The 13,968-nt window shown below is 55.4% G+C and carries 9 protein-coding genes and 1 riboswitch; of the genes, 1 reads left to right on the top strand and 8 read right to left on the bottom strand.

All coding sequences use genetic code 11. The features are described from left to right. Positions 1 to 250: 250 nt before the first annotated feature. From purD to OEL90_RS14760, 8 genes are all read right to left on the bottom strand, one after another. Positions 251 to 1,534: a phosphoribosylamine--glycine ligase gene (gene purD / locus OEL90_RS14795; RefSeq protein ID WP_291401519.1), complete on the bottom strand. Its 1,284-nt coding sequence runs from the start codon at positions 1,532 to 1,534 to the stop codon at positions 251 to 253. Between the two features lie 88 nt (positions 1,535 to 1,622). Beyond that, a complete protein-coding gene (gene purH, locus OEL90_RS14790; protein WP_291401517.1) occupies positions 1,623 to 3,155 on the bottom strand; it encodes a bifunctional phosphoribosylaminoimidazolecarboxamide formyltransferase/IMP cyclohydrolase in 1,533 nt (510 codons plus the stop codon). Then, positions 3,152 to 3,955, bottom strand: coding sequence for a phosphoribosylglycinamide formyltransferase (gene purN, locus OEL90_RS14785; RefSeq protein ID WP_291401515.1), 804 nt, complete (start codon positions 3,953 to 3,955; stop codon positions 3,152 to 3,154). The genes purH and purN overlap by 4 nt, the downstream gene beginning before the upstream one ends. Then, on the bottom strand, positions 3,952 to 5,028 hold the full coding sequence (purM, locus tag OEL90_RS14780) for a phosphoribosylformylglycinamidine cyclo-ligase (RefSeq protein WP_291401513.1): 1,077 nt from the start codon (positions 5,026 to 5,028) through the stop codon (positions 3,952 to 3,954). The genes purN and purM overlap by 4 nt, the downstream gene beginning before the upstream one ends. Before the next feature lie 14 nt (positions 5,029 to 5,042). Then, on the bottom strand, positions 5,043 to 6,500 hold the full coding sequence (purF, locus tag OEL90_RS14775; RefSeq protein ID WP_291401511.1) for an amidophosphoribosyltransferase: 1,458 nt from the start codon (positions 6,498 to 6,500) through the stop codon (positions 5,043 to 5,045). 113 nt (positions 6,501 to 6,613) lie between these two features. After that, the gene (gene purC, locus OEL90_RS14770) at positions 6,614 to 7,318 is read right to left on the bottom strand and encodes a phosphoribosylaminoimidazolesuccinocarboxamide synthase (RefSeq protein ID WP_291401508.1); all 705 of its coding nucleotides are present in this window, start codon (positions 7,316 to 7,318) and stop codon (positions 6,614 to 6,616) included. Between the two features lie 276 nt (positions 7,319 to 7,594). Then, positions 7,595 to 8,083 (bottom strand): 5-(carboxyamino)imidazole ribonucleotide mutase, encoded by a 489-nt coding sequence (purE, locus tag OEL90_RS14765; RefSeq protein WP_291401506.1) that lies wholly within the window; start codon positions 8,081 to 8,083, stop codon positions 7,595 to 7,597. Between the two features lie 197 nt (positions 8,084 to 8,280). Then, the gene (locus OEL90_RS14760; RefSeq protein ID WP_291401504.1) at positions 8,281 to 12,051 is read right to left on the bottom strand and encodes a phosphoribosylformylglycinamidine synthase; all 3,771 of its coding nucleotides are present in this window, start codon (positions 12,049 to 12,051) and stop codon (positions 8,281 to 8,283) included. A gap of 278 nt (positions 12,052 to 12,329) precedes the next feature. On the opposite strand from OEL90_RS14760, the gene OEL90_RS14755 reads away from it, so the two are divergent. After that, positions 12,330 to 13,223, top strand: a complete 894-nt coding sequence (locus OEL90_RS14755; protein WP_291401502.1) for a LysR family transcriptional regulator — start codon at positions 12,330 to 12,332, stop codon at positions 13,221 to 13,223. Positions 13,224 to 13,757: 534 nt separating this feature from the next. Beyond that, positions 13,758 to 13,842, bottom strand: a riboswitch (cyclic di-GMP riboswitch). Positions 13,843 to 13,968 lie beyond the last annotated feature (126 nt).

Raw genomic sequence — 13,968 nt, 5'->3', positions numbered from 1 at the left:
ATCGACTACTTTGTTCACACCCAGATTAAAATAAGTTTCAAACCCTAAATTGTTTGAGAATTGTAGTGGGTGACAGGCACTCAGTTGAACTTGGTGACTGACACTCAGTTGAATTCGGTGCCAGAGCATGGTGTAAATTTACACTCCACTTCCAACCGAAAAAAGGAATGACCGGGTGCAAGCGGCGTTTTAGCCGCCGGCAACCGATCCTTCCTTTTAACCATGCCTTTCAACTTCCATTAAAAATCCCCTAAAACTTCGCAATATCTTTCCTGCAATACTTATTCCCAAACCGAATCATTTCCACACCCTGATACGCCTTCTTACGAGCGCTGTCCAGGGTGTCACCCACTGCGGTAACCGTGACCACGCGACCGCCTGAAGTCACAGCTTTACCATCCTTCAGAACGGCGCCGCCAAAGAACGCTGTGACCTCCGGCATAAACTCGGTCTGCGTTCCTGGAAAATTGAGCTCTACTCCCGTCTCAAAATCATCCGGATAACCCATAGAAGCTAGAACCACTGATACGGCTGCCTTCGGCGTCCACGCCAATTGCAGCGTACTAAGCTTACGCTCATGAAGCGCCAGCAAAACATCCACAAAATCGCTGTCCAGTCGCGCCATCAAAGACTGCGTCTCCGGATCACCAAAACGGACATTGTATTCCAGAACCTTGATCCCGTCCGCCAATCCAGTCGGGCAGGACTCATCGATCATAAGACCAATAAATATTATCCCCCTGAAGTCAAAGCCCTCTGCCTGCAGCCCCTTCAAAGTCGGCTGAAGCACCCGAGCCTCAATGTCCGCCATCAAAGCCGCGTCCACAAAGGCACTCGGCGAATACGACCCCATGCCGCCGGTGTTCGGTCCGAGATCCGCGTCAAAAATCTTCTTATAGTCCTGAGCAGTCTCCAGCGGCAAAATAGTCTCGCCATCCACCAGACAAATAATCGACGCCTCAAAGCCCTTCAGAAACTCCTCCAGCACCACCGTGTGGCCAGATTCCCCAAAGCGGCCCTCCAGCATCATCTCCGACAAAGTCTTCTCAGCCTCTTCATAGCTCTGGGCAATGATGACCCCTTTGCCGGCGGCGAGACCATCGGCTTTAATCACCACCGGAAGCGCATAGCCGGGCAGCGCCGCCTTCGCAGCCTCCACGTCCGTAAACACGCCATACCCCGCAGTCGGGATCCGGTACTTCACCATGAACTCTTTGGAAAAAGCCTTGCTGCCCTCCAGCTGCGCCCCCGCCCGGTCCGGCCCAATAATGACCAGCCCCGCCTCGCGGAAGGCGTCGACCACGCCGGCCACCAGCGGCACCTCAGGTCCCACCAGGGTCAAATCGATCTTTTCTTCCAGCGCAAACGCCTTTAGCGCCTCCACCTCTGACACGCCAATCGCCACATTCTTCCCGACCAGGGCTGTTCCAAAATTCCCAGGTGCAAAGAAAAGGCTTGGCCGATGGTCACTTTTCGACAACCTCCAGCCCAAAGCATGCTCTCTCGAGCCATTGCCAATTACCAAGATCCGCATGAACCTACCTCCCGGTGGTATAGTCGTATAATTGTTGAGCAATCCAATTCAATCAATCATTCATTCAATCATTCAATTCATCTCAAAATCAGTGCTTGAAATGTCTCACATCCGTAAAGACCATCGCGATCCCATACCGGTTGCATGCCTCGATCACCTTGTCATCGTTGACGGAGCCCCCCGGCTGAATGATCGCAGAGATCCCGGCAGCCGCGGCGGATTCCACCGAGTCCGCAAACGGGAAGAACGCGTCCGACGCCAGCGCGCCGCCCTTTGCTCCAGCCCCTGCCTGCTTCAAAGCAATCTCAGCGGCCCCAACGCGGTTGGTCTGCCCCGGGCCCACGCCCAAAGTCACGCCGCCCTTGGCGACCACAATGGCATTCGACTTCACATGACGGCAAATGCTCCAGGCAAAGCGCAGGTCATGCATCTCATCTTCTGTGGGGATGCGGTCCGTAACGACCTTGAGCTCCATGCCTGCCGGCTCAGAGTCCACCTGCTGGATCAGCAGGCCGCCCTCGATCCGCTTGAGGTCATAAGCATCCTCAAAGGTCTGGTTCGTAGGCAGCGTCAGCAGCCGGATGTTCTTCTTGGCCTTCAGAACCTCTAACGCCTCCTCGGAAAACGCCGGCGCCACAATAATCTCAAGGAAAGTCTTCGACATCTCCAGCGCCGTCTCCCGATCGACCTTGCGATTCAAAGCCACAATGCCCCCAAAGATAGACACCGGATCCGCGTCGTGGGCTTTGACATAAGCCGTCGCCAAATCGTGACCCACCGCAACACCACAAGGGTTCGTATGCTTGACCGCTACAGCCGCCGGCTCCACAAACTCACGCACCATGCGAACCGCCGCGTCCAGGTCATTTAAGTTATTGAAAGACAGCTCTTTCCCGTGAAGCTGCACAAAATCCGTAGACGCGCCGGAAGCCGGCAGCGCATCCTTCAAAAACCACGCGTTCTGATGCGGGTTCTCCCCGTAACGCAGAGGCTGAACCACATCAAACGGCAGCGTCAGGGTGCGGCCAAAGCCCTCAGGCCGGAAGGTTTTCGCCAAAAACGACGCGATCATGGCATCGTAATGGGAGGTGTGCTCAAACACCTTCAGCGCCAGGCGCGCCCGCTCGTCCATCGGTATGGCTTCGCCGCGCTCCAAAGGCTCGAGCACCGCCTCATAATCCGCAGGATCGCACAGGACGATCACGTCATTGTAGTTCTTTGCCGCAGAACGCAGCATAGTCGGCCCGCCAATATCTATGTTTTCAATAATATCTTCCAACGTTGAATCCGGCTTCTGAACCGTCGCCCGGAACGGATACAGGTTCACCGCCACGAGGTCTATCATCTCAATGCCCAGCTTCATAGCCTCGCGCTGATGCTTCTCCGAATCACGGCGAGCCAGGATCCCCCCATGAACCGCCGGGTGCAGCGTTTTGACGCGCCCGTCGAAGCACTCCGGAAAACCCGTCGCCTCGCTGACTTCCGTCGCTTTGACGCCCGCCTCCTGAAGCACTCTATAAGTACCGCCCGTTGACAGAATTTCATAACCAATAGCCGCAAGGCGCATGCCCAGCTCGACCACGCCGTGCTTGTCACTGACGCTGATTAAAGCTCTTCTCATGCTTCTGACCTCCCAAATTTCTCCGCGATCAGCGCTGCGACCGCTTCGACCAATGTTTGATGCTCCACAGGCTGCAGCCTGGCGTAGAGCGATTCCGGCGTATCCCCCGGCAACACCGGGACCTTTCTTTGCATCAGGATCCGGCCGGTATCCACGCCCTCATCCACCAGGTGGACAGTGACGCCGGTCTCCGTATCGCAAGCCGCAAGCACCGCTTCATGGACATGGTGCCCGTAAAAACCCTTGCCGCAGTATTTCGGAATCAAGGATGGATGAACGTTCACAATCCGGTCGCGGTACTTCTCAATTATGCCCGCACCCAGGATCCCGAGGAATCCCGCCAGGACAATCACGTCCGCCTCGACCTCCTCCAGAAGCGCCAGGATTTTCTGTTCGCGCTCTTCCGGCGACCCTGCTTTTCGATCGATCATTTCCCCTCGAATCCCGTGGTTAGCGGCTCGGTCCAGCGCATAGCACCCCGGCCGGTCTGCCATAACCAGTACTATAAGTGCGTTTAGCCGATGGTTCCTTTCAGTCACTCGGTTCCTTTCAATCACTCGTTTCCCTTCCGTTACGCTGTCGCCGGATCCGGCTTCCGCCGCGTCAATCAGCGCCTGCAGATTGGTCCCGCCACCGGACACGAAAACGGCGATCCGCGGCAGCTCATTCACTGAGGAATGAGCGCCGCCCGCCGTTACGTTTGAATCCAGGGTGGAGTTGGGTGACTGAATACCTTCAGGTGACCAAGTGCCGTCAGGCAGCCATCGGCCACCCTCTTTGTCTTGAAAAGCGCTGATCATAAAATCACGCGGTCCTTGCCGGCAGACACCTTGACAATCTCGCCGATCTTGTATGCTTCGTAACCTTCTATAGCAAGGGCTTCGAGGGCCTGAGCCGCATTCTCAGCGGAGAGTACCACCATGAACCCAATGCCCATGTTGAAAGTCCCAAAGAGCTCAGCCGGGGTCAGACCCGCGCGGGCTTCGATGAGATTGAAAATTTCCGGACGCTTCCAGGCAGCGGTGTCAATGGCAACACCAAGGCCTTCCGGCAGCATGCGCGGCACGTTTTCCTGGAAGCCGCCTCCGGTGATGTGGCACATGCCCTTCAGGTCAAAGCGCGGCATCAGCACCCGGACTTCCGGCGCATAAATGCGGGTTGGCTCCAGGAGCATTTTTGTGATGGCTTTCGCGCTGTCCGTCGCCTCAGGCGCAGCAATTTCCTCAGCGAAGAGCTTTCTGAGCAGGGAATAGCCATTGGAGTGCGCACCGCTGGATGGAAGGCCGAGGACCACGTCCCCTTCTCCAATCCGCTCGCCGGTGATAATCTCGCTTTTTTCAACGACACCCACAGCAAAGCCTGCGAGGTCATACTCGCCCTCGGCGTAGAAGCCAGGCATTTCAGCAGTCTCGCCGCCCAGCAGCGCAGCGCCCGCCTGACGACAGCCGTTGCTGACGCCTTTGACGATTTCTGCGGCTTGCTCCGCCTTCAGCTTGCCCGTAGCAATGTAATCCAGGAACAGCAGCGGCTGGGCGCCCTGACAGAGAATGTCGTTGACGCACATAGCCACCAGGTCAATGCCCACGGTGTCATGGCGGTCCAGGGAAAAGGCCAGCTTCAGCTTGGTGCCTACGCCGTCTGTACCGGCGACGAGGACCGGCTCGGTAAACTTTCCGCCCAGGGTCATCATGCCGGCAAAGCCCCCAATGCCACCTATTACGCGGCTGTCATGGGTCGTCTTCACATATTTTTTCATCAGATCCACGGCGCGGTAGCCTTCTTCCACGTCTACCCCCGCTGCCTTGTAAGCGTCTCTTTTCAGGTCTTTTGAATCCTGTGTCTCATTTTTATCTTTAACGTCTGGCTGCGACATGGCACACTTCCTCCTTATCGTTTCTCGAACTGGAATTTGTCAGCGGACTCGGGGACCGCTGTAGGGTAATCGCCGTTGAAGCAAGCCAGGCAGATCCCACTTTCGGAAAGTTCCTCTGGATTTGGCACCGCGTCAAGCAGCGGCGCGGCATTGAGGCCGATGGCTTTCTTAAGTCCTTCAGGAGACAAATAGCCCAGTGTGTCAACGCCAATGCGTTTCCCAATTTCCTCAACCGTCATCTGAGCCCCGACCAGGTTCTGTCGGCTCGGCGTATCGATACCGTAAAAGCACGGGTAAGCCACCGGCGGCGACGTGATGCGCATGTGCACCTCTTTGGCCCCTGCGTCCCTCAGCATCTGGACGATTTTCTTACTGGTGGTGCCCCGGACTATGGAGTCGTCAATCATGACGACGCGTTTGCCAGCTATATTTTCCTTCAGGACGTTGAGCTTCAGGTGGACCGAGAGCTCGCGCATCTTCTGGTCCGGCTGGATGAAGGTTCTGCCCAGATATTTGTTCTTGATGAGGCCTATGCCCAGCGGAATGCCGGAGGCTTCTGAGTACCCTATGGCACCGCTGGTCCCGGAGTCCGGCACGCCTATGACCACATCCGCTTCAATGGGGTGCTCAATGGCTAGGGTGCGTCCGGCGTTGCGGCGGGACATGTAGACGTTGACGCCGTCAATGGTGCTGTCCGGTCTGGCGAAGTAAACATATTCGAAAGCGCAGACGGCGCGTCTTGCGGCAGGCGCGAACTGAAAGCTTTCGATGCCTTTGTCGTCAATCATGATGACTTCGCCGGGCTCCACGTCCCGGATCGGAGTGGCGCTTAGGACATCCAGTGCGCAGGATTCGGAGGCCAGGACGTAGCCACCATCGGCTAACTGCCCTAAGATGAGGGGGCGGAGGCCGTTGGTGTCGCGAACGCCAATGAGCTTGTCCTCGAAGAGAATGGTGAGGGCGAAGGAGCCCTGGAGCTGCTTGAGCGCGTCGGTCAGGCCTTCCTTCAGGCCAAGCTTGAAGTTCCGGGCGATCAGGGCCGCTATGACTTCTGAGTCAATGGAGGTCTGAAAAATGGCGCCGTCGTCCTCGAGGCGGTCGCGGATGGTGCCTATATTGACCAGGTTCCCGTTGTGGGCGAGAGCAATGGACCCGCCGCGGTACTTGACCACCAGAGGCTGGGCATTGGCGACGTTGGAGTCTCCCGTCGTCGAATAGCGGACGTGGCCAACGGCGGCAGTGCCATGGAGTTTCGCCAGGGTCTCGTTGGAAAAGACCTCCTGGACCAGGCCCATGTCCTTATAGTATTTGATGCTGTCGTTTTTCACCGCGATGCCCGCGCTTTCCTGGCCGCGGTGCTGCAGCGCGATGAGCCCATAGCAGGCCATGGACGCAATGTGATCTGCGTCGCTCGTGTAGAGGCCGATGACCCCGCACTCTTCACCCAGCTTGTCCCACTTCATTTCACACATTTTCCAGCGCTCCTGTCCTTTTTCCTTCTATCCTGCTATCCAGCTCGCTTAAGTCGGCAGTTTGTTAAATCTCTTAATGGGTTAATGAGTTAACGGATTAACGGATTGACGGATTAGTTGTCAAGGCGCTTGAGGATTTCCTGGTAAGCTTCTTCAATGTTGCCGAGGTCGCGTCTAAAGCGGTCTTTGTCAAGTTTTTCGCCTGTTGCAGCGTCCCAGAGACGGCAAGTGTCAGGAGAAATTTCGTCAGCGAGAATGACTTGGTCGCCGTAGAGGCCAAATTCAAGTTTGAAGTCGACGAGGGTAATGCCTCTGGCTTTGAAGAAAGCGCTGAGGAGGTCGTTGATTTTGAGGGCGTATTTTTTAATTTGAGCCACTTGATCGAGGGTTGCCAGTTCCATGGCTTGGATGTGGTCTTCGTTGATCTGCGGATCGCCGAGGGAATCATCTTTCAAGCAGAACTCAAGAATTGTGAATGGCAGCTGCTTTCCTTCAGGAATGCCAAGTCTCTTGGTGAGTGAACCAGCCGCTATGTTTCTGACGAGTACTTCCAGCGGCATGATCTTGACGGCTTTAACGAGGACGTCGCGATCGCTGAGGCGCTTGACGAAGTGAGTCGGGATGCCTTCTGCTTCCAGCATAGTGTAGAGGCCTTCACTGATCTTGTTGTTCAAAATGCCCTTGTCGTGAATGGTCCCTTTTTTCTTGCCGTCAAACGCGGTTGCGTCATCCTTGAACTCGATAATGTAGAGTCTTTCGTCATCTGTTTTATAAACGCGCTTTGCCTTACCTTCGTATAACATTTCACGCTTTTCCATTTAAACAAATCCTCCTCTAAGAGATTAAAATTTCATTAAGAGTGTCTGGTACAAAGTTGAGGTTGGTGACAGGCACTGAATTTGAGTTGGTGACAGGCACCAACTCGAACTCAGTGCCTGTCACCGTTCCGTCAAAAGGAACATTTCGCTCAATTTGGAGGATCGCCCTCCAAAACCTCATATTTTCTTAGTTATTTCTATACAATGTTCGCTTTTCATCAAAATACACTTGTCGGTTCATACGGATCCAAACACACCGTTTCAAACGCCCTCGCCTTACTTGCGAAGCCCCTGAATGGACGCATCCGCCGCCACGACATCCTGTCGCATCTTCTCGCGGAAGGCCTTCAGGCGCTCACGCACCTCCGGATACTTGACGCTGACGATCTGCGCCGCGAGAATACCCGCGTTGTCGCCGCCGTTGACTGCCACTGTCGCCACCGGAATGCCGGAAGGCATCTGAACTATGGACAGCAGCGAGTCAAACCCATCCATAAAGCTGCTCTTGATGGGAAGTCCAATGACCGGAAGCACTGTGAACGCCGCGATCACACCCGGCAAATGCGCCGCTTTTCCTGCAGCAGCAATGATAGCCTCAAAACCATTCTCTTCAGCTTTTGCAACAAAGCTCATGACTTCATTCGGCGTACGGTGCGCTGACATGACTCTCATTTCAGCTTCAATCCCAAACTGCTCAAGGGCTTCCGCTGCCTTTGACACAACTTCAAGATCTGATTTGCTTCCCATGATAATTGCAACTTTCATTAAACATCCTCCCAAAACACGAACATTTTATTGTTATATCGACATTAACGTTCTTGATTTACCTTTATTCTACCCCACATCCACGGTCTAATCAAGACCATTTCAGCAAATAAAGCGGTTCCTTCAGCAAATGACTACGACCTCACTACATCGCGTCTTCCAATCCTGAACCGCCTGATCTGCCCATAGAAAGAGCTCTATTTATTGAAGTAATCCACGCCGGCCTCAAAAATCTCCATGTCATACTGGCCCGGCACATTCAAATAGGTGTGAGACGTCATCCGCTCAGAGTGGCCCATCTTGCCGAGCACGCGGCCATCCGGGCTCACAAGCCCCTCGACCCCAAAAGCCGACCCGTTGAGGTTATGCCCCCTGGAATAGACCGTCGCCACCTGGCCCGCCGCCAGCAGCGCCTCGTACTGCGCCTCGCTGGCAAAGAAACGACCTTCACCGTGTGACAAAGGCACATTGTAACGTACGCCCTCAGACACTCGCGCCAGCCACGGCGACATCTTCGACACCACTTCGATCTGCACCATTTTGGAAATGTGCTTGCCGCACTGATTGTACGTCACTGTTGGATCCTCAGGCCCAAGGTCCCGAATCTCGCCGTAAGGCAGCAGCCCCAGCTTGATCAGCGCCTGGAACCCGTTGCAGATCCCCAGCATCAGGCCGTCCCGCTGCTTCAGCAGCGCCATAGTCGCCTCTTTGATTCCAGCGTTCTTGAACACCGAGCTGATGAACTTGCCGGACCCGTCCGGCTCGTCCCCGGCGCTGAAGCCCCCCGGCAGCGCGATCATCTGCGCTTTTTCTATAGCCCTGACATAGGCTTCAATAGATGCTTCCACGTCCGCCAGGTTCCGGTTCCTGAAGATGATCACTTCGGCCTCTGCCCCGGCCCGTTCAAAGGCCCGCGCCGTGTCGATCTCACAATTCGTCCCCGGGAACGCCGGGATGAACACTCTAGGCTTCACACCCCTGAGGATGTTCGCCGATGGTCGTTCTTCCCCAAACAGCACAGCCCGTTTCTCTTTTTTCTTACCGGCAGGTGGCACTTCTGCCGCAAGTGGTGAATCCGCATAAGGCTTGCAGCGCGGGAACACGCTGTCCAGCGGCTCCAGCCACGCCGTCTCAATCTTCTTAAGATCCACACCGCCGCCCTGGGCGTTGATGCGGTAAGCACTTTGTGTCTCGCCTAGCATCAGCCACTGCTCAGGCATGACATCCGCGCTGGCCAGGTCAATTTCCAGGATCAGAGCGCCAAAGCCCGCCTTAGGCAATTCTTTTGATGAAAGCTTCACACCAAGGCCATTGCCGACACCCATCTTAAACAGGTTTTCAAGCACGCCGCCCTCTTCCACGACAGAAGCCGACAGCACGACACCGTGCTCAATCAGCGCCTGAGCTTCTTTCAGCCTTGCAGCATAGGCCGCGAGGTCCGGTAGTCCCGCCGCGTCTCTGGCCACATCCGCCATGTAAACCGTGCTGCCCTCGGCTTTGAAGTCTGTGGAGACGACATTTTTCACATCCACCGGTGCTGCCGCAAAGGCAATCAGCGTCGGCGGCACATTCAGATCTTTAAAGGTGCCGGACATGGAGTCCTTGCCGCCTATGGCCCCAAGACCAAAGGCGTCCATAGCGTACAAAGCGCCCAACAAAGCCTTGAAAGGCTTCTGCCACTTCAGCGGGTCTGACCCCAGCCGCTCAAAATATTCCTGGCAGGACAGGTGAATGCGTTCCAGCTTCGCTCCTGTGAGCACTGTTTTTGCCACCGCTTCAGCCACGGACATTGCACCGCCCACAAACGGATCCCGTTCCAGCGCCTTCAACGCATAGCCCGCGCTCATCACTGTACCCGTCAACGACGTTCCATCAGCGGATGGCAGCTTGGCCACCATAGACATGGACGGCGACATCTGGCGCACGCCGCCAAACGGCATCAGAATGGAATATGCTCCAACTGTATTGTCAAAATTCTCGACGAGGCCAATTTGAGACGCCCCGTTTAAATCTGTGACTGCCGCCAAAAGGGCCGCCTCCGCCTCTTCCGCAGTAGCGACGACCTTGTCCTCAGCTTCCGCTGAGCCTTCTCCAGTCTTAGCCCCCGGTACCTCAGTCACCTTGATGACCTGGCTTCTGCTTGCACCGCTGGATTCGATAAAGTCGCGGTCCAGTTCCAGAACGACGTCGCCCTTCAGGAACATGCGAAGTTTACCGGAATCCGTCACCTGAGCAATTTCATAAGCGTCCAGGTTTTCTGCCGCCGCCAAAGCCACAATAGCTTCCACATCCGCAGGATCCACGACCACCGCCATGCGCTCCTGAGACTCTGAGATCGCCAGCTCTATAGCACCAAGACCCGGATATTTCGTCTTCACCGCGTCCAGCTGGATATCGAGGCTGTCCGCCAGCTCGCCAACGGCCACCGACACACCGCCGGCGCCAAAGTCATTCGATTTCTTGATGCGCTTTGCGAAGTCCGCCGTACTGAAGAGCCTTTGAAGCTTGCGCTCCTCCGGCGCGTTGCCGCGCTGAACTTCAGACGCGCAGGTCGCCAGGCTGGACTCGTCGTGCTCTTTAGAAGAACCCGTCGCGCCCCCAAGGCCGTCGATGCCCGTCTTGCCGCCTATGAGGAGGACTTTGTCGCCGACCGCAGGCTGCAATCGCTTCACGTTTTCCGCCGGTGCCGCGCCAATAACTGCGCCTACCTCCATGCGCTTCGCCTTGAAGCCCTCATGGTAGTACTCGCGAATATAGCCCGCAGGCAGGCCAATCTGGTTGCCGTAGGAAGAAAAGCCCTTCGCCGCGCCCCGGGTGATGACCCGTTGAGGCAGCTTGCCAGGCAAAGTTTTTTCAAGACTCTCCGTTGGATCCCCGGAGCCGGTGATGCGCATGCCCTGATAGACATAGCTGCGGCCTGAAAGCGGATCCCGGATCGCGCCGCCCAGACAGGTCGCCGCACCGCCAAAAGGCTCGATTTCCGTAGGGTGGTTGTGGGTCTCGTTCTTGAACATGACTAAGTAAGGCTTGGTCTCGCCGTTTTCAAAGGCCGCGTCCACCATAAACGTCGCTGCGTTGATCTCATCTGACACCTCAACATCCACAAGGCCGCCTTGCTTTCGCAGCCATCGGGCTTGAATAGTCGCCAGATCCATGAGGGACTCGGGTTTTGAAGTCGCAATGTCCGCGCGCTTTTGTCTGTATTTATCATAAGCTTCCAGAAGCGGGCCATAGGTCGCCTCGGAGAAGTCAATATCCTTCAGTTCGGTCATAAACGTCGTGTGACGGCAGTGATCCGACCAGTAAGTATCCAGAACCTTGAGCTCTGTCATCTTTGGATCCCGGCCGGCTGTGTTCTTGAAATAGGCCTGAACCATCGCCAGATCTTCACTGGACATGGCGAGGCCGTGTGACGCGAGGAACCCATCCAGCGCGTCCTCCGTCAGCGCTCTAAACCCTTCGAGTACCTCGACAGGCGGCGCGTCCGGCTGAACCACCTCTGCCGGGCAAAGCTCAACCAGCGAAATTTCCATAGCCTCCACCGGGTTGATCAGGAAGCGCTTAATCCCCTGGACCTCTTCCTCAGTCAGCGGCCGCTCGCTCTTCAGGCGCACCGCCTTAAAGGAAACCACATGAGGATCCTGCCCCAGCTTCAGAATGGTCAGCAGCTGCACTGCTGAATCCGACCGCTGGTCATACTGCCCCGGCAGCAAACGGAAGGCAAACGCCGTCTCCTCCGCTTCCGGCATCCAAACGTCGCTGACCAGGTCCACATTGGGCTCGGAAAACACGTGCTGCACAGCCTGCGCCACTTCTTCAGGCTCCAGGCCAAAGATGTCGTAACCGTTGTAAACCTCCGCCTTTTTCACCGCGCCAATCTTCAAAAAGTCCCTGATCTGGCCGGTGAGCCCAGCGCTCTCTACGTCCAGCGCCTCGATTTTTCGGACAAACTTTCTCACACCTTGCATGATTTGCCTCCTTGTTGGTTATGTTGATCATATCCGGCACGCGCCGGAGCTTCCTTATGACGACAATGGTGTTGATAATGGGTTGGGGGTTGGGGGACCATCGGCAGAACCCTCTTTTTAAAGATTTTTCTGCCGATGGTTCCCGCCCCAACACCCCGCATTCACGACTATTTACATTCGTACCCCGTTGATTGTTCTCGATTCTTCTTGATTGTATCATCAGATCATTTATAATAATAATTAATTATAGTAATCAAAATCATAAGGAGCGCTAATGTATGAACTCCATGGATCTTTATAATGTCTTCTACTACGCGGCCCTTCACGAGAGCTTTACCCGGGCCTCGGAAGTCCTCTTCGTCACACAGTCTTCGGTCAGTCAGTCCATCCGGCAGCTGGAGACCGCCCTGGGGATGCCGCTGTTTTACCGGAAGGGGCGCACCGTTTCGTTAACGGCCGCGGGCGAGACCCTCTTCGACTTCGTCAGCCAGGCCATCAAGAGCATTGAGAAGGGCGAAAAGGAGCTGCTCAGGCTGCAGGGGCTGGATCGCGGGCATCTGCAGATTGGGGCCAGCGATACGCTGTCCCGGTATATTTTGATGACGCCGCTGCAAGCCTTTCACCGGAAATATCCCAACATCCGGCTGTCGATCCAGAACCGGCCATCTCCGGTATCGAAGTCTCGCGTTCGGGAAGGCGCCTTGGACCTGGCCCTCGTGAATCACACCGGCGCCCTGGAGGACAAGGACCTGGTCTACCTGAGGCTGGCTTCAGAGGAGAATGTTTGGATTTCCTCTGGGGATTACGCTGAGACCCACGGGCTGATTGGGCGGTCACTGAGCCTTTCTGAGCTGGCCGAGCACCCACTCGTTACCCTTGAAAAGAACTCAACTACCCGGCGGCTGCTGGACGACTTTTTGGCGCGTCATCAGATCCACCTGGAGCCGGAATTTGAGTTCGGCAGCGTGGACCTCATTGTCGACATGATCGCCAGCGGGGTCGGGATTGGCTTTGTCCCGAAGATGGCCATGCAAAGCGCCCCAGAGTCTCTGGTGATTCTGGCGACCGGGGAACCGGTCCCGTCCACGGATCTCTGCCTGATTCACAGCCGCCATCTCCCGCTGACCAGCGCTGCCGAGGCGTTCCTGGGGGTTATGCAGGGAGCCTTTTAAGGACATGGAAAAGAAGTCACCCACAAATTTATGCTAAATTTGCGGGCGACTTCTTTTTTCCGTACCTGGCACGTTTTTCGGAACGACAACGTTAAACAAAGTTGAAAAGTCTGCAATCACATAGTTTCAGCAAAAACAACTTCATTAACTTCACTCGCGCTACCAGGTACGGGAGACGGAAGAAGGTGCCGCGGACGTGTTTCATGTTAGAAACGCATCCGCGGCACCTTCTTTTGAAAGCGGGAAGTATGTACTTGTTCAATTTTAAAACACGAGGCATTGATACGGACCGCTTTTATTCAATCCAAATCCTCCGGCTTCCGAGTGCCTTGCAATGCTGCAATTTGCTGTTGCGTAGTGCTGCGTAGTGCTGCGTAGTGCTGCTTTGTGCTGCTGTTCCAGCCATAAAGTTTTCGAAATTACTGGGCACTCACCTTTGCCAAACACTGTTTAGCTTTTACGCTAAACGTCCCTCGGTTGAAGCTGCTTTCGTCGTCTTCATGTTTGTCATGCCGCATCCTCCATTCTCGGAAACAAAAATAAGGCCGGTTACGCTACTCGCTCGCAAACGGAAAAAGCGTCCAAATACTTTCCGCTGGTCATCGCATCCTAAAAAGTGGCGCCTCGCTAAATTAAGTGGGTAACAGCGTTGCGCAAGTAACTCAATTTGAAAAGATGGTATAATCAGGCTATCCTCTATAATAGGTAAAGGATGGTGCTGATATGTTAAACCATGAGAAGCTAT

Source organism: Acidaminobacter sp. (assembly GCF_030247605.1).
In the GTDB taxonomy this organism is placed as follows: Bacteria; Bacillota; Clostridia; order Peptostreptococcales; family Acidaminobacteraceae; genus Acidaminobacter.
This window is presented reverse-complemented; position numbering and strand designations above follow the sequence as displayed.